Origin of the sequence: Mesorhizobium muleiense, from assembly GCF_900099905.1 — a bacterium.
Classification (GTDB): domain Bacteria; phylum Pseudomonadota; class Alphaproteobacteria; order Rhizobiales; family Rhizobiaceae; genus Mesorhizobium; species Mesorhizobium muleiense.
Genome location: NZ_FNEE01000003.1, coordinates 91,207 through 109,920, shown reverse-complemented (window position 1 = coordinate 109,920; position 18,714 = coordinate 91,207). Strand labels below are relative to the sequence as shown.

Sequence of the window (18,714 nt, the reverse complement as noted above, 5' to 3'; positions counted from 1 at the left end):
CGATGCCCAATCGCTTCGACATTTTCATCACCCGCCTTGAAACCAAAAGCTCCCACAATGGAGCGCCCCCACATCCGACAAGCGATCGATACCGTGCACGCCGCGACAAGGGCGAGGCCAAGCCGGCTCGCGACGGTGAGGCGGACGCCGAGAAAGACCACGCCAAGCGCCGCCCCAAGCACGACGCCTGACTACCGCGACCTTCGCGATTGGCCTAGACAGACGCTCCAGACTTGGGTCCACGACACTTCGTCGTCTGGAATGTCGCCAGCCTCTGTTCATAACGTGCTAATATTGAACCTACGTGCGCGCGCCTGAGCGTACGGGAGGGGATCATGTCGGCAACTTTAACCGCACTGAGCAACAACGAGGCCTACAGGCTGGGAGATTTCAGCCTGATTGGTCGTGGCGAACATGCCACAATACGCCTGGAGGACGGGGAAGTTTCGCGCCAGCATGCAACGATCCGGCGCGACGGCGCGAACTACTGGGTTGTCGATGTCGGCAGTGCCAATGGCAGCTATGTGAATGACGTGGCGCTCACAACCGCGCGTGTGCTGCACACCGGCGATCGCGTCCAGTTCGGCAGGTCGATTTTTGTTTTCGACCAGGGCACGACTGCCCCCGATCCAGATTCGCAAGTGGCGAACACAAAAACGCAATGGGGCAACCCGGCAGCCCCCAAGAGCCGGCCGGCCACCCTGTTCGTTGCTGATTTGAAGGAGTTTACCGGAATTAGCGCAAGGCTGTCCCCGGAACAGGTGGCGGCCCTCCTGGCCGAGTGGCGCTGCGGTTCAGGCTGCTCAGGCGCTCCGCGCTGCGGAAGACGCGGCTACGTCGCCAGCGCGAGTACTGGTCAGGGAACAACAAGACATCGTACTCGACTGCCGCATTGGCCTTCATGTGGGTGAAGTTGCTATCGGCGCTATGGGCAAAGGCATCAACACCGCGCTGGGCGATGCCGTGAATTTGGCGTTTCGTATTGAGGGATTGACGCGAAAACTGGACAAGCCGATGTTGGTCAGCGCCCAGTTCGTCGAGCACTGGCCTGAAGGCAGACAATATTTCAAGTCCTGCGGCTATCACGAGGTCAAAGGGCGCGCCGAGATGATCGAGGTATTCAGCCTAGAATAGGCGCGCCAGCAGTAGGAGAGGCAGCCATGGGGCTCAGAAATCTTCGGGCATTTCTATTTTTCTTGCTTCTGATGGTGCTGGGCTTTTCAGCGCCGCTACGCGCTGCTGAAGGTAAGCGCCTTGCGTTGGTAGTCGGGAATTCTGCCTACACGGCGACAACGCCGTTGGCGAACGCCGCCGCCGACGCCCGTGCCTTTACAGCGTTCCTGAAGGAAAACGGCTTCGAGGTAGACAGTCTGATTAACGTCGACCGGGCCGGTTTCGCGAGAGGACTCTCTACTTTTTCAAAAAAGATCGGGCCAGCCGACACCGCCTTGTTCTACTTCGCTGGCCACGGGATGCAGCTGAAAGGCGAAAATTTTCTGCTCGGGCTCGATGCCGAGCTGCTGTCGGAGTTTGATGTCGACGCCGAAGCCATCGCGCTGAATTCCATTATAGGCACTATGGAGCGGAAAGCCTCGCTGTCGCTTCTTTTCGTCGATGCCTGTCGCAATAATCCGATCGCCGACCGGCTGAATGCAAGCGTCGAAGGCGTCACCCGCGGCGCTGCGTTGAAGGGGCTGGCGCCTGTGGGTTCCACCGGCTCGGGAACGATGATCGCCTTCTCCGCTTCGCCTGGCCAGGTCGCCTACGATGGAGTCGGTGAGAATTCGCCTTTCACGACGGCCTTAGTTGAACATATGTCCAGCCCTTCGCTAGAGGTAGGTACGGCTTTCAAGCGTGTGATCCGCGATGTCCGCATAAAGACGAACAACCTCCAATCGCCGCAGATTGTCTCGAACATTGCCGCTGAATTTTACTTCAACGCCAGCGCGCCGGCGACCGCTGTCGCCGCATCCGATTTTCTCGCCCAGATAGATTTCGAAAAGGCCGAGCGCATTGCCACTGCACGCGGCTGGCAGCTTTACTTGGCCAAGCACCAATCCGGCTCTTTCTCCGACAGCGCTCGCGCTGCGCTGCGTCTGCTCGAACGTGGCGGCGATGGCCTCGTGTCGCCGCAGGAAGCGGAACGCCGTATGAAGCTGACGCAGTCTCAACGCAAGGAAATGCAGCTGACGCTTTCCGACCTCGGATATGACATAGGTGCGGCGGACGGCAATCTCGGTCAAAAGACTCGCAGGGCGATCTCTCGATATCAGAAGGCGCTGGGGCTCACCGAGACTGGATACATCAATAGCGTCGTCGCCAACAGGCTGGAGCTGGTTGGCGTCACGAGCACGGATTCCGTCGTATCTGCCGACGAGGCGCGGCTCTTCGACCCCGAGGATTTGAAAGGGCTCGAAACCGATGAGCGCACTATTCGCGCCGCGCAGTGCCTCAGGGGCAAAGAAATCATCTACGGCGAGTTTGGGAGCCGCCTCTATGTGGCGGTTTACGATCGCCACTCGTCTTGGCAGACCGCCAAATCTGCTGCCCAGCGGTGTGAAGCGCATCTGGCGGCGATCTCGTCAAAGGCGGAGAACGACTTTATTTACGGGCTGTTCGAGACTGATGAACGGATGTTCGAAACTGGCTTCGACGGAAGAGTGTCCTACAAGATGGGTCCGTGGATCGGCCTTGAGCAGGATCCGGGGGGGCGCGAGCCTCGTGGGGGCTGGCGATGGTTGACCGGCGAGGCAATGACTTACAACAATTGGCTTCCCAACCACCCCAACGAGCACAAGCAGGGTGATGATTTTGCGATGTTTTATGCTCATTTGGACGGCAACCGGGACACGGCCGATCTCAAGGCGAGCACGTGGGACGATATGGGTCCGCAAAACAGCTCGCACGGCTACATTATTGAGTTTCAATAGGATGAGTGGAAGATGGGAGCGCCAGCATGCTCTCTGCTGCCGCTTACGGGCCTGTGGCCGTGATCGACGCCAGATCGGCAGCCTTTGCCGAGGCACGTCACTCGCAGATTGTAATTCGATCGCGGCAGAAGCCGCTGCCCCGGCGAGCCCCGGCGGCCCGCGCTCGGACCCTGCAATCATCGTGGGTTTCTGCCCTGCAAACGCGAGCTGGCCTGCTCGCGCTCGGAGCAGCGGCGGCACGCTTCTGTTCCGTTGTCGGTCGTGGCCGGGTATTCGGGCCATTTGCATGGCCGGGTTCTTGTATCGAATTCGGCCGGGCAACCACCGGACACACGCGCGCTGTGCTTCCTTCCAATATCTTCAAAGCAATTGTTGTCGGTTTCGCCATGTCGATCTCAGCGCCGGAGTGGCGAGCGAAACGGCGCAACGCCTCCCGGGTCCTTCCACCCCAGATGCCGTCTGGGTTTCCCGGATTACACCCAACGCGGCCAAGCTCGCGCTGTATCCGCTTCGCCAGCTCGTTCGGGGCATCTTCCTGGCCGGCGTCCGATTGATGATCTGCATTCTCCAACTGTTGAATCTGGAGTCTGGCGAGAGCCACAAACAGCCCGTCGGGGTACCGTTGAAGATAATCCTTTAACGCTCCGCTGCTTTTGAAGCCGCGGATTGAGGTCCACAACTCGATTTCCGTCAGGCTCGCATCTCGGCTGTTGTTGGCTGGCGAGACTGCCGTTGCGCCACGAGGAGGGGCAATGAAAATTTCCCTGCCAGGCAGCGATCCATACGTGAATGGTTCCTGCTTGCCGCCTGTCGCGGCCAGAACAGTGTCGCGAACCTTGCGGAACACGAATTGGATGTCTACCCCGGGTTCACCCAAATGCGCCAACAGCCCTGCAGTGTAGGGACTGTTCCGGCCCGCTCCATCGAAAGCGGTTGTACCTTCCTTCGCAGCGTACCCGACCAAGGTTCCGGCTGCCGGTTCAATCGCAGCCAGGCCTCTGCCGATGGAACGCGTTGCGTTTGATCGTTGCATGGCCGCGATAAAAGGGTTGTCCCGGCAAGCATCAAGTAGAACCACCCGCACGCCGGAGACACGGGACAACGCGTTCATCACCAGATCCAGCGGGATTGCCTCAAACTCCACGTCGGAATCAGCGTTCAGGCTGACATCTGTAGGAACGAGAAAATTTCTATTCTCAACCTCAACCCCATGTCCCGCGAAGAAGATTATTGCGAAATCAGCACCTTCCGCCTCGCGACCGAACTCCTGCAGGGCTTTCCTGAACGCGGTATGGTCCAAGTCCATCTTGCGAGATACTTTGAACCCTACCTTTGAGAGCAAGGCCGCCATGTCAGCAGCGTCATTGTTCGGATTGGGAAGTCTAGCGACCCGTTGATAGCTCGAATTGCCGATCACCAGCGCAACACGTTTTTCAGCCCACGCCACCTCCAGCCCGCCGATCAGAGCAATGACAGCAAGCGCGATGTTGAAGAGGCGCATTTTAGCCCCGTGGTCTGCTTCAACCGCATATTAGCGGCACCCGACAGAAGCTTGACCAGTCAGGCCCACGCTTGCAAGTAAATATCGGTCGCGGATTGCAGGCTGGCCCGGCGCTGGGATATTCCTTCGTAGTCCTGGCCTGTGCTTTACCGCGCCAGATCCGCCACTACGGCGTCCAGCACGATCATGCCGGCCGGCGTGGCGCGCAGGCGGGCATTGCCGATCGGCGCCACCAGCCCCTCGCCCTGCAGCATCGACAGCCGCGCCGTCGACAGGCCACGGCCGGAATACGCTTCGTAGCGCGAGAGGTCGATTCCCTCGGCCAGCCTCAGCCCCATCAACAGGAACTCGTCGGCCTCTTCCGAGCGCGTCAGGATCTCGCCGCCGGTGACGCCATGGCCCTTGGCCTCGACCAGATTGGCCCAGGTTTCCGGCATTCGTTCCGCGATCGTCACCACGCGGCGGCCGTTCTCGACGAAGCGGCCATGCGCGCCGGGACCGACGCCGACATATTCGCCATAGCGCCAATAGGTGAGATTGTGCCGGCTTTCGGCGCCCGGTCTGGCGTGGTTCGAAATCTCATAGGCCGGCAGCCCATGCGCGGCGGTGATCTCCTGCGTCAGCGCATAGAGATCGGCGGCATGGTCATTGTCGGGAATAGCGAATTTCCTGGCCGCATGCAGCGCGTGGAACGGCGTGCCTTCCTCGATGGTCAACTGGTAGAGCGACAAATGGTCGGCGGCATGGCCGATCGCCTGCTCGAGCTCCGCCTGCCACGCTTCCGCTGTCTGGCCGGGCCGTGCGTAGATCAGATCGAACGACAGCCGCGGGAAAATCTCACGCGCCAGCCCAATCGCATGCAGCGCTTCATCGACATTGTGCAGCCGGCCGAGAAAGCGCAGATCCTTGTCGTTCAGCGCCTGCACGCCGAGCGACACCCGGTTGACGCCTGCCTCCCGATAGCCGCGAAAGCGCTCGGCCTCGACCGAAGACGGGTTGGCTTCCAGCGTCACCTCGATGCCGGCAGGCACCGTCCAGTTCTTCGCCACCGCGTCCAGCACCGTCGCGACGGTTTGCGGTTTCATCAGCGATGGCGTGCCGCCGCCGAGAAAAATGCTGGTCACCTCGCGCGGTCCGGTGCGGTTGCGCATCGTCGCAAGCTCGATCTCGAAGGCGCGCGCAAAACGCTCCTGGTCGACCGGCTGGTGGCGGACATGGCTGTTGAAGTCGCAATAGGGGCACTTGGCCGCGCAGAACGGCCAGTGCACGTAGACGCCGAAACCGGGGCTGCGGTCGAGCAGCATGGTCATTTCACCGCCGATCGCGCCAAATCCAGTCTGGCCTGCGCGAATTTCTGGAAGGCGCGAGCGCGATGCGACAATGCCGTCGGCTGGCCGGGCTTCCAGCCATGTTTCTCCTCTGCGGTCATCTCGCCAAAAGTCTTTTGGAAACCGTCCGGCACGAACACCGGGTCGTAGCCGAAGCCGAGTTCGCCGCGCGGCGGCCATACCAGCGTGCCCTCGACTTCGCCACGGAAATATTCGGCCGCGCCGTCGGGAAAGGCCAGGCAGATGACGGCGACGAAGCGGCCCTTGCGCTCCGCTGGATCAACCGCGCCGATTTCCTGCAACGCCACTTCGGCTCGCTGCATCGCCATGCCGAAGTCGCGGGCCCCGTCCGGCGCCTCGGCCCAGTTGGCGGTGTAGACGCCGGGCGCCCCGCCCAGCGCATCGACACACAGGCCGGAATCGTCCGACAATGCCGGCAGGCCTGTCGCCTTGGCGGCGGCAAAGGCCTTGATATAGGCGTTCTCCTCGAAGGTGGTGCCAGTCTCGTCCGGCTCCGGCAGGCCATATTCCTTGGCCGACTTCGCTTCTATGCCGAACGGGGCCATCAGATCGGCGAATTCGCGCAATTTGCCGGCATTGTGGCTGGCGACAACGATCTCATGTCCATCAAGCGAATGCATCAGATGCCCCAGATTCTTGGTTCGGCGAATTCGATCGAATTGCCGGAGGGGTCGCGAATATAGATCGAGCGGCCACCCTGCGGCCATTCGAACTCGCTCTCGATGGCGATTTTCTTCCGCGCAAGATGCGCTCTCCAGCGCACGATCTCGTCCGCGCTCGCCGCAAAGCAGAGATGGCCGTCGCCGACCGTGCCGTGCGGCGGCACTTTCAGCCTGGCATCGGGCGCCGGCGGCACCTTGGTCGCCTCGGCGTTGAAGATGAGCAGCACGCCGTCCCCGCAACGGAAGAACAGGTGCCTGCCTTCGACCTTGCCCAGCAGATCGAGCCCGAGCACATCGGTGTAGAATTTTTCCGCAGCATCGAGGTCGGTGACGTACAGCGCTGATTCGAGGATGGCAGAGGGTGTCACGAGGCACCCCCCTCTGGCCTGCCCTCTTTGCCAAAACTTGGCATCTCCCCCTCCAGGGGGGAGATTGGCAGCTTCAGCGCTTCCGCACATCCCACGCCGCCGACAGTTGGCGAAAGCCGATTGGATACCCGATCTCCCCCCTTGGGGGGGAGATGGCCGGCAGGCCAGAGGGGGGCGGACAAGCTCGGCATTCTCAGGACTACGCCACGGCCATCTGCTGCAGGCTAATCAGTCGCGCAATACCTTTCTTGGCCAATTCCATCAGCGCCGCAAATTGCTCTTCCGAGAAAGGCTCGCCCTCGGCCGTGCCTTGTATCTCGACAATGCCGCCTTTGCCGGTCATGACGAAATTGGCGTCGGTGCCGGCCGATGAATCCTCGAGATAGTCGAGGTCGATGACCGGCTGGCCGTCGTGGATGCCGCAGGAGATAGCCGCGACATGGTCCTTCAGCACCTTGGCGACGCTGGCCATCTGCCGGGCTTCCATCCAGCGCAGGCAGTCGTAAAGCGCCACCCAGCCGCCGGTGATCGAGGCGGTGCGCGTGCCGCCATCGGCCTGGATCACGTCGCAGTCGACGGTGATCTGCTGCTCACCCAGCGCCTGCAGATCGACCACTGCGCGCAGCGAACGGCCGATCAGCCTCTGGATTTCCAGCGTGCGGCCGCCTTGCTTGCCAGCCGAAGCCTCGCGGCGCATGCGCTCGCCGGTCGAGCGCGGCAGCATGCCGTATTCCGCCGTCACCCAGCCCTTGCCGGAATTGCGCATCCAGCCCGGCACCTTTTCTTCGAGGCTGGCGGTGCAAAGCACATGGGTGTCGCCGAACTTCACCAGGCACGAGCCTTCCGCGTGCTTGGAGACGCCGCGCTCAAAGGAGATGGCGCGCATTTCGTCGAATTGGCGTTTGGAAGGGCGCATTCAGGCTTCTTTCTTGTCGTTTTAGGAGTCGTGGCCGGCTTGTAGCCGCACGCGACGAGAGGCGCAAAGGAAAATAGACCAGTTGCGCGGGCGCGGCCGATGTCTATATCCTTGGGCCGGAGGTATTTGGCTCGAATGACCAAGGCAGTCGATCCCGGTTCCCAGTCGGCGGCAGCGCTCCAATCCCCCGCGCTTCAATCGCCCGCCCTTCAATCGCTCGACATGCGCTCGCGCGACATCTTTCGGCGCATTGTCGATTCCTATCTGAAGGACGGCGAGCCGGTCGGCTCGCGCAGCCTGTCGCGCATCCTGCCGTCTTCGCTGTCGCCGGCCACCATCCGCAATGTGATGAGCGATCTCGAGCATCTCGGCCTGATCTACGCGCCGCATATCTCAGCCGGCCGATTGCCGACCCAGGCCGGCCTGCGCTTCTTCGTCGATGCCTTCATGGAGCTTGGTGATCTCTCCGACGAGGAGCGCCGCACCATCGAGGCGCAGGTACGCGCCTCCGGCTCTGGTGCGACGCTGGAGCACATGCTCACCGAGGCGAGCCAGATGCTGTCCGGCATGTCGCGCGGCGCCGGCCTCGTGCTTGCCGCCAAGAACGAGGTGGCGCTCAAGCATATCGAATTCATCCAGCTCGAGCCGAACAAGGCGCTGGCCGTGCTGGTGTCGCAGAACGGCGACGTCGAAAACCGCGTCGTCGACCTGCCCGCCGGCATCACCGTCTCGCAACTGCACGAAGCCTCGAATTTCCTCAACGCCCATATCCGCGGTCGCACGCTGGCCGAGGCGCGGGTCGAGATCGCCCGCATCAAGGAAGAAACCAGGGCCGCCCTCGACACGCTGTCGCAGGATTTGGTCGAGAAGGGCCTTGCGGTCTGGGCAGGCGCCGAGAGCGGCTTGCCGGCGCGTCTCATCGTGCGCGGTCGCGCCAATCTGCTGGAAAATGTCACCGCCCAGGCCGACATCGAGCTGCTGCGGCATTTGTTCGAGGATCTGGAGACGCAGGACGGGCTGATCCAGCTTCTCGACCTCGCGGAGGAAGGCTCCGGCGTGCGCATCTTCATCGGCTCGGAGAACAAGCTGTTTTCGCTGTCGGGGTCGTCGCTGGTCGTGGCGCCCTATCGCGACAAGGACGCCCGCGTCATCGGCGCGCTCGGCGTCATCGGCCCGACCCGGCTGAACTATGCACGCATCGTGCCGATGGTCGACTATACCGCGCAGCTTATTTCCCGCATGCTGCGATAATGCATGTCGCCCAAAAAACCGAAGCGTGTCGCAGGGATCCCTTCCAACGCGACACGCTTTAGGGAACCTCAAGGAGAAAAAAATGGCGCTGGAATCATTCAAGGCTCAGATCAGCCTGTTGCTCGAGCAGATGATCAACCAGCCCGAGGATCAGCATGAAGTGCAGGAGCAGTTGCGCGAAAAGCTGGGGGAGATGCGCGCCATGGGCCTGCCGCTGCCGGCCGATCTCGTCGCGCTGGAAAAGCGCCTCGACGACGATTTCTACGCTGCCGGGAACTGAGCCCGAAAGGTGCAAGGACGGCTAGCCGACCGGCGAACATGAGGATCTCATGACCGGTTTCGTCGTCTCCGGCGACGCGATCTGGGGCCGACCTGCATGTGTTGCGGTGCCCGGAGGACGGCGGCGGTTGCATCTGGCGCGTCACCTGCGGGCGAGGATGTATTCAGCATGCGACCCGTCGGATATTTTCAAACGGCAGACTAGCTTGCGTGGCCGAAGGCTTTATCCTGCCTGGTCGAGACTTAGTTGCCTGACTCACTTAGTTGCCTGACTCACTTAATTGCCTGACCCTTGCCGATCTGACCTCTTGGGAGCGAAACCAATGAACAAGCCCGCCACCACCGTGCCTGTGCCCGGCCGCGGCCGCATCTACAATTCGATCACCGAGACGATCGGCGACACGCCGCTGGTGCGGCTCGACAAGTTCGCCGGGGAAAAGGGCGTCGTCGCCAATCTGCTGGCCAAGCTCGAATTCTTCAACCCGATCGGCTCGGTCAAGGATCGCATCGGCGTCTCGATGATCGAGGCGCTGGAGGCATCGGGCAGGATCGCGCCCGGCAGGACCACGCTGATCGAGCCAACCTCGGGCAACACCGGCATTGCGCTCGCCTTCGCCGCCGCCGCCAAGGGCTACAAGCTGATCCTGACCATGCCGGAAACCATGTCGGTCGAACGTCGCAAGATGCTGGCGCTGCTCGGCGCCGAACTGGTGCTGACCGAAGGGCCGAAAGGCATGAAAGGCGCCATCGCCAAGGCCGACGAGTTGGCCGCTACACTGCCCGACGCCATCATTCCGCAGCAGTTCGAAAATCCCGCCAATCCGGAAATTCACCGCCGCACCACAGCCGAGGAAATCTGGAACGACACTCGTGGCGAAGTCGACATCTTCGTCGCCGGCATCGGCACCGGCGGCACCATCACCGGCGTCGGCCAGGTGCTGAAGCAGCGCAAGCCCTCCGTGCATGTCGTCGCCGTCGAGCCGGAAGCCTCGCCGGTGCTGTCGGGCGGCCAGCCCGGCCCGCACAAGATCCAGGGCATCGGCGCCGGCTTCGCGCCGAAGATCCTCGACACGACCATCTATGACGAGATCGTCAAGGTCTCCAACGAGGATTCGGTCGCCAATGCGCGGCTCGTCGCCCGCCTCGAAGGCGTGCCGGTCGGCATCTCGTCGGGCGCTGCCCTGCAGGCGGCGATCGTCGTCGGCTCGCGGCCGGAGAACGAGGGCAAGAACCTGGTGGTCGTTATTCCGTCCTTCGCCGAACGCTATCTGTCGACGATCCTGTTCGAAGGGCTGGGGGCTTAGGGCATATTTGTGCCGGCCTGCGGTTGAGATTTCCTGCGCTTCCGTAGCGCCCGCTAATTGTCGAAGCCGGCGCCGCCCCTCACCTGCCTGTCGGCGTCCTTTCCCCGTAAACGGGGCGAGGGGGCGCTCTCATTGACGGGTTCGCCAATCGCCAGCGTTGCAGAAAAAAGTGCCGACACCGCGACCAAGGCAATGAGGGGCGGCGCCAGCGCTCGGCCTTAGATCCCAAACATCGGATCATGTCTGACCCCGGCCTTTCCCGGACCTCATTCTTCGGCTGCGAGCCCAGCCCGTCGTGCCTGCAGGAACCGGCGCACGGCCGGGTCGCGTTCGAGGCCGATCGCCCGGTCATAGGCCTCAGTAGCCTCCCGAGTTTTGCCGAGTCTGGCCAGAAGGCCCGCGCGGGCGGCCCAATAAGGCTGATAATCATGCAGCCGCTTGTCTCCACCAAGCTCATCAAGTGCACTCAATCCCGCCGCGGCGCCGTCGGCCTCGGCAATGGCCACCGCGCGGTTGATCGAGACCACCGGCGAGGCGGCAATCACCGACAGCGCGTCGTAGAGATGTCTGATCGCGATCCAGTCGGTCCGCCCGGTCAGCCGCCTGGTCGTATGGGCGGATTGCACGGCCGCCTCGAGCTGGTAGCGGCCGACGACGCCCTTGGTTGCGGCGCGCCTGAGTAGTGTCTCAGCTTCGTCGATCAAGGCGCCGTCCCACAACGCAAGCTCCTGCTCAGCCAGTGGCACATAGTCCCCGGCGGAGTTGCGCCGCGCCGCACGCCGCGCTTCGGCAAACAGCATCAGGGCCAGCAGACCGAGCGCTTCCGGCTCGTCCGGCATCAGCGACGCCACCAGCCGGCCGAGCCAGATGCCTTCGGTCGCGAGATTGCGGCGCCGGGTTTCGGTGCCGGCCGGGTCGGACCAGCCTTCGGCGAACGCAGCGTAGATCGCTTCCAGCGCCGCATCCAGCCGCTCGCCAAGCTCCGCCCGCTCCGGCACGCGGAACGGAATGCCGGTCTCGCGGATGCGGCTTTTGGCGCGCACCAGGCGCTGGCCCATCGTTGCCGGCGACACCAGGAAGGCCGAGGCGATCGTCGCTGCGTCCAAGCCCAGAATGGCCTGCAGGATCAGCGGCGCGCGCACGCCAGCCTCGATCGCCGGATGGGCACAGGCAAACATCAGCCGCAGCCGCTCATCGGGCAGGTCTTCATCGACCATGCGGGCCTCCATCTCCTCGGCGATCAGCCTGAGATGGTCGCGGCTCGCCTCGCTGGTCAGCCGCCGCCGGATCGCGTCGACGCGGCGTCTGCACGCCACCGCCAGCAGCCAGGCTTCCGGCTTCTGTGGCACGCCGGTTTGCGGCCAGCGCTCCAGCGCCACCGCAAAGGCGTCGGCCAGCGCGTCCTCGGCGCCGGCCACGTCGCGCGTGCGGGCGGCGAGGAAGGCGATGAGCTTGCCGTAGCTTTGCCGGGCGGCCGCTTCCGCCGCCGCTCGGGCGACCTCAAGGTCATTCGTCATCACATGGTTTGTTCCCAGATCGGCCGCACCTCGACTGTGCCGGTGCTGGCAGCTGGACATCGCGCCGCCCAGGCAATAGCCGCGTCGGCGTCCTCCGCCTCGATCATGTAGAAACCGGCGAGCTGCTCCTTGGTATCGGCATAGGGACCGTCGAGCACATTGGTCTTGCCGTTGGCCATCCGCACCGAGGTCGCGGCTTGGGTCGGCTTCAGCCGGTCACCGGCCAACCAGGAGCCGGACTTCTTCAACGCCTCGGTATAGGCGCCATAGGCTGCGCTGATCTCGTAGGTCTTCTCCGTCGGCGCGGCCGCCATCGCGGCTTCGTTCACGTAGATCAAAAGCATGTATCGCATGGTCTTCTCCATTTTCGAAGGCCGCATCGTTGCGAGCCGAACGTATGTCGCGCGGCCTCGCGCGATTTCGACAGGCTCTGCGAAAATCTTTCGGCTCCGATCGCACATCGCGCAAGCGGCCATGCGTTGCGGCATCACTCAGCCGTTCGTCTAACGGATATTATTGCGGGTTGGCATTTCCCGCCTGCTGTCTAAACTCGACCTCGGGTCGCGCGGTGGCAGATATTTCAGGGAGGAGATCACATGCACAATTTCAGGACGAAATTTATTGTCGCCGGCACGCTGGCGCTGTCGCTGGGCCTTGGCGCGGTGTCGGCCAAGGCGCAGGAATTCATCAACGTGCTGACCGGCGGCACCTCGGGCGTCTATTATCCGCTCGGCGTCGCACTGTCGGAAATCTACGGCAAGGGCATTGGGGGCGCCCGCACCCAGGTGCAGGCGACGAAGGCCTCGGTCGAGAACCTCAACCTGTTGCAGCAGGGCAAGGGCGAGATCGCCTTCGCGCTCGGCGATGCCGTCAAACTGGCCGCCGAGGGCAACACCGAGGCCGGTTTCCCGGGCAAGCTCGACAAGCTGCGCGGCGTCGCCGCCATCTATCCCAACTATATCCAGATCGTTGCCAGCAAGGAGTCCGGCATCAAGACCCTTGCCGACCTCAAGGGCAAGAGCCTGTCGGTCGGCGCGCCGGCCTCCGGCACCGAGCTCAACGCCCGCGCCATCTTCGCCGCCGGCGGGCTGAAATACGAGGATCTCGGACGGGTCGAGTATCTGCCCTTCGCCGAATCGGTCGAGCTGATCAAGAACCGCCAGCTCGACGCCACGCTGCAATCGGCCGGACTTGGCGTCGCCTCGATCCGCGACCTCGCCACTTCGGTGCCGATCAACGTCGTCGCCGTACCGGCGCAGGACGTCGCCAAGATCGGCTCGCCCTATCTTTCGGTGACCATTCCCAAGGGCACCTATGAAGGCCAGACCGAGGACGTCGCGACCGCCGCCGTCGGCAATTTCCTCATCACCCACGCCGACGTCTCCGACGAGACCGGCTATCAGATGACCAAGCTGCTGTTCGAAAATCTCGACCAGCTCACTGCTGCCCACGCCGCCGCCAAGGCGATCGACATGGCCAAGGCGCTCGACGGCATGCCGGTGCCGCTGCATCCCGGCGCCGAGCGGTATTACAAGGAAAAGGGATTGGTGAAATAGGGTGCACCCTCCCCTTGAGGGGAGGGTGCCGAGCGAAGCGAGGCGGGTGGGGTCGGTTCAGGCTGCGCACTGCCGCAACGACCCCACCCGTCCATCCGCCTTCGGCGGCTGTCCAACCCTCCCCTCAAGGGGGAGGGATTGCGCCCCGCCAGGAACCCGCCAATGACCGACGCCCATCCCGAAACGCCGACCGTTCTTTCCCCCACCGCCGAGGCCCCGGTCGAAGGCCTGCCGCCGGGTTTCGGCGACGGCATCGCCGGCAAGGCCGCCTTTCTCATCGCCATCGCCTTCTCCGTCTTCCAGATCTACATCGCCGCCTATGGCAGCCTGCCGAGCCAGGTGGTGCGCGCCATGCATGTCGGCTTCTTGCTGCTGCTCGGCTTTGGCCTGATCGCCAATCTGCGCGCCACAAGCACACCGGCGAAAGCAGCGTTCTGGACGCTAGGCGTGCTCGGCTTCGCCACCGGCCTCTACAATTGGGTGTTCTATGCCGATCTCATCCGGCGCTCCGGCTTCCTCACCACGCCGGACCTGATCGTCGGCACGGTGCTGGTCGTGCTGGTTTTCGAGGCTGCGCGGCGGCTGATGGGGCTGCCGCTTGCCCTGATCGCCTTGATCTTTCTCGCCTACGCTTTCTTCGGCAATCACCTGCCGCCGCCCTTCATCCATCGCGGCTATGATTTCGCACAGCTCATCGACACCTTCGCCTTTGGCACCGAAGGCATATACGGCACTCCGGTCTACGTCTCGGCCGCCTATATCTTCATCTTCGTCGTCTTCGCCGCCTTTCTCGAACGCGCCGGCATGATCGCACTGTTCAACGATTTCGCGCTTGGCCTGGTCGGCACATGGCGCGGCGGCCCGGCCCAGGTCTGCGTCCTGTCGTCGGCGCTGATGGGCACCATTTCCGGCTCCGGCGTCGCCAATGTGGTGGCCAGCGGCCAGTTCACCATTCCGCTGATGAAGCGCTTCGGCTTCCGTTCGGCTTTCGCCGGCGCGGTCGAGGCGACCTCGTCGATGGGCGGCCAGATCATGCCGCCGGTGATGGGCGCGGTCGCCTTCATCATGGCCGAGACGCTGAACATCCCCTATGCCGAGGTGGTCAAGGCAGCGATCATCCCGGCGCTGCTCTATTTCGGTGCCTGCTTCTGGCAGGTCTACCTGGAAGCCGGCAAGGCCGGCCTGCAGGGCATGGCCAAGGCGGACCTGCCCAATCCGTGGCACGCGGTGAGAAGACATTGGCCGCTGGTGCTGCCGCTGGCCGCGCTCATCTATCTGCTGTTTGCCGGCTATACGCCGATCTTCGCCGGCACCATGGGGCTGGCGCTGACCATCGTGCTCATCCTCGGCACGCCGCTGGCGGCTTTGATCGGGCCGCTTGCCTTCCGCATTGTCTTTTGGCTGGCGCTGGGGCTTGCCGCCGCCTCCTTCATGAGGTTCGGCGTCAACATCCTCAGTTTTGTCATCGCCGGGCTCGTCATCGCCTGCATCACCTTCAGGGGCGGACGCGAGACGCTGCAGATATGCATAGATTCGCTAGCCGAGGGAGCAAAGAACGCGCTGCCGGTCGGCATCGCCTGCGCCATCGTCGGCGTCGTCATCGGCACCTTGACGCTCACCGGCATCGCCTCCACCTTCATCGGCTGGATAATCTCCATCGGCGAGAACAATCTGTTCCTGTCGCTGGTGCTGACCATGCTCACCTGCCTGGTGCTCGGCATGGGCATACCGACGATCCCCAACTACATCATCACCTCGTCGCTGGCCGGGCCGGCACTGCTGTCACTCGGCGTGCCGCTGGTGGTCAGCCACATGTTCGTCTTCTATTTCGGCATTATGGCCGACCTCACTCCGCCGGTGGCGCTGGCCGCCTTCGCCGCCGCGCCGATGGCCAAGGAAAGCGGCCTCAAGATCGGCATCCAGGCCACCAAGCTTGCCGTCGCCGGCTTCGTCGTGCCGTTCATGGCGGTTTATACCCCGGCGCTGATGCTGCAGGACCCCGGTCCGATCGCCGCCCAGTTCGGTTATCCCGTCGAGGTCGCCTATATCGTCGCCAAGGCCTGCATGGGCATTGCCCTGTGGGGCGCAGCCGCCGTCGGGTTCCTGGCCCGGCGCATGGCCTGGTGGGAACGTCTCGTCGCCTTCGCCGCCGGCGTGCTGCTGGTTGCCGCGCTGCCTGTCACCGACGAAGCCGGCTGGGCGCTCTCTGTCGCCTGGATCGGCTGGCACTGCTGGCGGGCGCGGCAGGCCACCGGCACCGCATGAGCCTCTGTATCCTCGCAGCCGGCAAGACGGTGACGCTCACTGTCGCCGCCTTCACGCTCGCCTGGACGCATTCGGTGGAAAAGACGCATTGGCAGGAGGACTGGAAGGTGACGCCTTCCGGCTTGGAGATCGCCGAGGCACGGATCAAGGGCTCGGGCGCCGGCATGGAACCGCCGGAAGGCTCGGTGCTGCGGGACGGTTGGTGGGTCTATAAACCCAAGATGGCGCCGCAGCGGCGCCTTGTGCTCGCGGCCTCCGGCGCGACCGGTGAAGGCTGGACGCTGTGCACGGTTCAGGGCTGCCGCGAACTGGGCAAGGCGGCAGGCGACACGACGGTGCTGGAGCTGTGCGAAGGTTAGTACCAGCCGCGGTAGCGGACGGTCCGCAAGCGGGTGCGGGACCTCGTCCTCCAGGGCGTTGTCGGATGTCGAGTGCCGGGCACAGCCACATAAGCGGACCAAAGACGCTCCATTGTTAGCCGCCAAAACCGGATTCCGACTGAGCGAGGCGACTTTCTTCCTTGCGGAACAATGCTTTGAAAAACAGAACGTCGGAAGCCGAACTGATAGCCCGGGCGATCAACGCGGTTGCGAGCACGGCAAAGATCAGGCGAACGAAAAACACACTGGTGAAGTCTGCACCCAGAGCGATGACAACCAGTGTGTCCTCTATGAGACTGTGGGCAAAGCCCATGAACACGCAAGCGAGGAAGATCTGGCGCGGCTCTACGCTGGTCGTGCGCGCCTCGCGGATCAGCAGTCCCGCGCCATAGGAAATTCCAAGAAGCAGACCGACCGCGGTGAACGGCACCGCTTGTGACTGGATGCCGGCAAGGCGAAAGAGTGGCGCAAGCCCCTTGTTCAGCCAACCCAGGATGCCCGACATCTTGAGGAGCTCGATCAGCCAGCTTAGTGCGAGGAGAATGACGAGCATGGTTGCCAGGGTTTTGAGCATGCCTGGAAAAAAACTGCTCCAGTCAGCGCCCTCGTCCATTGGTATCCACGCCGGCTTCAGCGGCTCGGATAGCAATCCGGTTGCTGCGAATATCTGGTGCAGGAGCATGGCAAGGATCAGTCCGCCGCCAATGCGAAGCGCCGCAGTGACCATGAAGCTTGGCCCAACCTTCTGAATGATGCGTTGCTCAATCGGAATGGCATGCGCAAACAGCAAAAGGGTTGAAAGAACGGTCATGTCGGCAGTGCTCAACGTCGAAACCGGGGCCAGAGTGAACACGGTCACCACCGCGCCCCAAATTCCCACCAGCAATCCTGTCAGCCAGGCAAGGGCGAGCTCGGGCGGCAGTCCAACCAGCGTCATGAGAGGCGCGAAGAACGGAGAGATCGCCCGGATGACACCAAGATCCTGCAGGATCTGTGTGGCTATCGTGACCGGAACGATAATGCGAACCAATTCCCAATAGATTTCAAGCGTTTCAAGCGTCTTTCGATAGAGGGCGGCCTGCACTGCCATGGCGATTGTCTCCGTGATTGACGCCAAATGACTACCGTGAGACGGTTCGCATTTGTGGTCAAAATTTGCGGATTTGTGCAATAAAATTGCAGACTGGGTAGACGACGACGGAGGACCGCAATGGACCGGATCGACAGGAAGCTTCTCAAGCTGTTGCAAGAAGACGCTTCGCGCACCAATGCCGACCTGGCGGCGGAGGTCGGGCTTTCGCCCTCCAGCTGCTTGCGCCGCATACGGCGGCTCAAGTCAGTCGGTGTCATCGACCGCGTTGTCGCGCTACTTGATCCAGCCAAGGCCGGCAGGGGGATGAAGGCTATCGTCACGGTCGAGCTGGAGCGCCACGGCGAGCAGCACATGCGCCGCTTCCTCGAGGTTGCCGCCATGGAACCAGTGGTGGTCCAGGCCTACAGCGTGAGCGGCTCGACCGACGCTGTCCTTATGCTGCGTCTGATGGATATGGACGAGTTCGACACTTTGTGCGAGCGGCTGTTCCGAGATCGGACGAATGTGGCGCGGTATTACACCATGTTTGTGATTCGAACCGCCAAGGAGACGACCGCAATCCCGCTCTAGCTTTTCGGAGGCAACTTGGCGGAAGGGATCTTGCAGCTACTGGGCGGTCACGCGAGTCCCGGCTGCCTGGTGTCAAACGGCACTTAGCTTGCCGGCGGCGAGATCTAAGCCCCAGAATCTCAAAATTCTGGAAACTCAGACCCTTGGCGTTGTCGCACGCCGCCTGTCGGCGAGCCCAGGACGTTCCGTGCGATATGTGGTCGCACGATGATCGGCGGCCGGCCTGCAGATCCGGCTATCGTGACGGCTTTCCATGGTCGTCATCAGTGCGCGCTGATGCCGAGCGTGTGGCCGCGGCGTGCGCAAGCGGGGCCTGGGCCGCGCATGTAATAGCGCTCCGGCCGGTAGGTCGGCGCGACGAATTCGCGGATGGCGGCAGCGTAGCCGATGAGGTGCGTCAAGAAGTTCATTTTCCCTGTCCCTGTCCCGATTTCGGATGTCCCTTCCGAATTGCGTGGGATCATAGCGTCGAGGCGTGAATACTCGGTGAACACGATGTTAATCTTTGGTCAAAAAGGCCTTGGTTCGTGGCTGGAATGCGGCTGATTCGGGGTCTTTCCATGCAGTTCGTCGGCATTCCGGCTAGTGTGACTTTTGCATCACATATGTTTCGTTTGGATGTCGCTCCGACGCGCTTGTGTTTCAACTTGGCCGGTGCCGCGAAATTTCCGTGCTTGCGCAAATTTCTCTGATTACTCGGGGAAGCCAGGAACCCGTCCGATAGAAGCACGTTGACGCTGAGAGCCGGGACCAACCCCGGCCCAGCGGCTTCC

The 18,714-nt window shown here is 62.8% G+C and carries 19 protein-coding genes; 10 read left to right on the top strand and 9 right to left on the bottom strand.

Features of this window, described 5'->3' with window-relative positions; all coding sequences use genetic code 11:
- Positions 1 to 335 precede the first annotated feature (335 nt).
- From BLT09_RS08020 to BLT09_RS08010, 3 genes are read left to right on the top strand one after another with little or no spacing between them, the layout of a single operon-like run.
- Positions 336 to 911 carry an FHA domain-containing protein gene (locus tag BLT09_RS08020; protein WP_091592001.1) on the top strand — a complete coding sequence of 192 codons (576 nt, stop codon included), beginning with the start codon at positions 336 to 338 and terminating at the stop codon, positions 909 to 911.
- A complete protein-coding gene (locus tag BLT09_RS08015) occupies positions 904 to 1,134 on the top strand; it encodes a nucleotidyl cyclase domain-containing protein (RefSeq protein WP_167366371.1) in 231 nt (76 codons plus the stop codon). Before BLT09_RS08020 ends, BLT09_RS08015 begins: the two co-directional genes overlap by 8 nt.
- 26 nt (positions 1,135 to 1,160) lie before the next feature.
- Complete coding sequence (locus tag BLT09_RS08010) at positions 1,161 to 2,930, top strand: caspase family protein (RefSeq protein WP_091591997.1); 1,770 nt, start codon at positions 1,161 to 1,163, stop codon at positions 2,928 to 2,930.
- 97 nt (positions 2,931 to 3,027) lie between these two features.
- Here the strand turns inward: BLT09_RS08010 and BLT09_RS08005 are convergent, their stop codons facing one another.
- The 5 genes from BLT09_RS08005 to rph all read right to left on the bottom strand — a co-directional run bounded on the left by BLT09_RS08005 (position 3,028) and on the right by rph (position 7,726).
- Positions 3,028 to 4,431, bottom strand: coding sequence for a caspase family protein (locus tag BLT09_RS08005; RefSeq protein WP_091591995.1), 1,404 nt, complete (start codon positions 4,429 to 4,431; stop codon positions 3,028 to 3,030).
- 146 nt (positions 4,432 to 4,577) lie between these two features.
- Complete coding sequence (hemW, locus tag BLT09_RS08000) at positions 4,578 to 5,741, bottom strand: radical SAM family heme chaperone HemW (RefSeq protein WP_091591993.1); 1,164 nt, start codon at positions 5,739 to 5,741, stop codon at positions 4,578 to 4,580.
- Complete coding sequence (gene rdgB, locus BLT09_RS07995; protein WP_091591992.1) at positions 5,738 to 6,400, bottom strand: RdgB/HAM1 family non-canonical purine NTP pyrophosphatase; 663 nt, start codon at positions 6,398 to 6,400, stop codon at positions 5,738 to 5,740. The genes hemW and rdgB overlap by 4 nt, the downstream gene beginning before the upstream one ends.
- Positions 6,400 to 6,810 carry a VOC family protein gene (locus tag BLT09_RS07990; protein WP_091591990.1) on the bottom strand — a complete coding sequence of 137 codons (411 nt, stop codon included), beginning with the start codon at positions 6,808 to 6,810 and terminating at the stop codon, positions 6,400 to 6,402. Before BLT09_RS07990 ends, rdgB begins: the two co-directional genes overlap by 1 nt.
- Before the next feature lie 199 nt (positions 6,811 to 7,009).
- A complete protein-coding gene (rph, locus tag BLT09_RS07980; RefSeq protein ID WP_091591988.1) occupies positions 7,010 to 7,726 on the bottom strand; it encodes a ribonuclease PH in 717 nt (238 codons plus the stop codon).
- Positions 7,727 to 7,861: 135 nt separating this feature from the next.
- Here rph and hrcA point away from each other — a divergent pair, with 135 nt between their 5' ends.
- The 3 genes from hrcA to cysK all read left to right on the top strand — a co-directional run bounded on the left by hrcA (position 7,862) and on the right by cysK (position 10,560).
- Entirely contained in the window at positions 7,862 to 8,977 is a 1,116-nt protein-coding gene (gene hrcA / locus BLT09_RS07975; protein WP_027155899.1) for a heat-inducible transcriptional repressor HrcA, read from the top strand.
- A gap of 82 nt (positions 8,978 to 9,059) precedes the next feature.
- Positions 9,060 to 9,257 (top strand): hypothetical protein, encoded by a 198-nt coding sequence (locus tag BLT09_RS07970; protein ID WP_023803672.1) that lies wholly within the window; start codon positions 9,060 to 9,062, stop codon positions 9,255 to 9,257.
- 322 nt (positions 9,258 to 9,579) lie between these two features.
- Positions 9,580 to 10,560, top strand: coding sequence for a cysteine synthase A (cysK, locus tag BLT09_RS07965; RefSeq protein ID WP_091591986.1), 981 nt, complete (start codon positions 9,580 to 9,582; stop codon positions 10,558 to 10,560).
- A 266-nt stretch (positions 10,561 to 10,826) separates the two neighbouring features.
- Here cysK and BLT09_RS07960 read toward each other — a convergent pair whose 3' ends face one another.
- Both BLT09_RS07960 and BLT09_RS07955 read right to left on the bottom strand, forming a co-directional pair.
- On the bottom strand, positions 10,827 to 12,077 hold the full coding sequence (locus tag BLT09_RS07960; RefSeq protein WP_091591985.1) for an RNA polymerase sigma factor: 1,251 nt from the start codon (positions 12,075 to 12,077) through the stop codon (positions 10,827 to 10,829).
- On the bottom strand, positions 12,077 to 12,430 hold the full coding sequence (locus BLT09_RS07955) for a YciI family protein (RefSeq protein ID WP_027155901.1): 354 nt from the start codon (positions 12,428 to 12,430) through the stop codon (positions 12,077 to 12,079). The genes BLT09_RS07960 and BLT09_RS07955 overlap by 1 nt, the downstream gene beginning before the upstream one ends.
- 243 nt (positions 12,431 to 12,673) lie before the next feature.
- Here BLT09_RS07955 and BLT09_RS07950 point away from each other — a divergent pair, with 243 nt between their 5' ends.
- The 3 genes from BLT09_RS07950 (at position 12,674) to BLT09_RS07940 (ending at position 16,257) form a co-directional block, all read left to right on the top strand.
- The gene (locus BLT09_RS07950; protein ID WP_091591983.1) at positions 12,674 to 13,633 is read left to right on the top strand and encodes a TAXI family TRAP transporter solute-binding subunit; all 960 of its coding nucleotides are present in this window, start codon (positions 12,674 to 12,676) and stop codon (positions 13,631 to 13,633) included.
- 162 nt (positions 13,634 to 13,795) lie between these two features.
- Positions 13,796 to 15,898, top strand: coding sequence for a TRAP transporter permease (locus tag BLT09_RS07945; protein ID WP_091591980.1), 2,103 nt, complete (start codon positions 13,796 to 13,798; stop codon positions 15,896 to 15,898).
- Positions 15,895 to 16,257: a DUF1850 domain-containing protein gene (locus BLT09_RS07940; RefSeq protein ID WP_031255764.1), complete on the top strand. Its 363-nt coding sequence runs from the start codon at positions 15,895 to 15,897 to the stop codon at positions 16,255 to 16,257. Before BLT09_RS07945 ends, BLT09_RS07940 begins: the two co-directional genes overlap by 4 nt.
- 115 nt (positions 16,258 to 16,372) lie before the next feature.
- Here the strand turns inward: BLT09_RS07940 and BLT09_RS07935 are convergent, their stop codons facing one another.
- Positions 16,373 to 17,368 (bottom strand): nucleoside recognition domain-containing protein, encoded by a 996-nt coding sequence (locus tag BLT09_RS07935; RefSeq protein ID WP_091592428.1) that lies wholly within the window; start codon positions 17,366 to 17,368, stop codon positions 16,373 to 16,375.
- Positions 17,369 to 17,488: 120 nt separating this feature from the next.
- Here BLT09_RS07935 and BLT09_RS07930 point away from each other — a divergent pair, with 120 nt between their 5' ends.
- Positions 17,489 to 17,941 (top strand): Lrp/AsnC family transcriptional regulator, encoded by a 453-nt coding sequence (locus tag BLT09_RS07930; RefSeq protein ID WP_091591979.1) that lies wholly within the window; start codon positions 17,489 to 17,491, stop codon positions 17,939 to 17,941.
- A gap of 263 nt (positions 17,942 to 18,204) precedes the next feature.
- Here BLT09_RS07930 and BLT09_RS07925 read toward each other — a convergent pair whose 3' ends face one another.
- Entirely contained in the window at positions 18,205 to 18,351 is a 147-nt protein-coding gene (locus tag BLT09_RS07925; RefSeq protein WP_023801394.1) for a hypothetical protein, read from the bottom strand.
- Positions 18,352 to 18,714 lie beyond the last annotated feature (363 nt).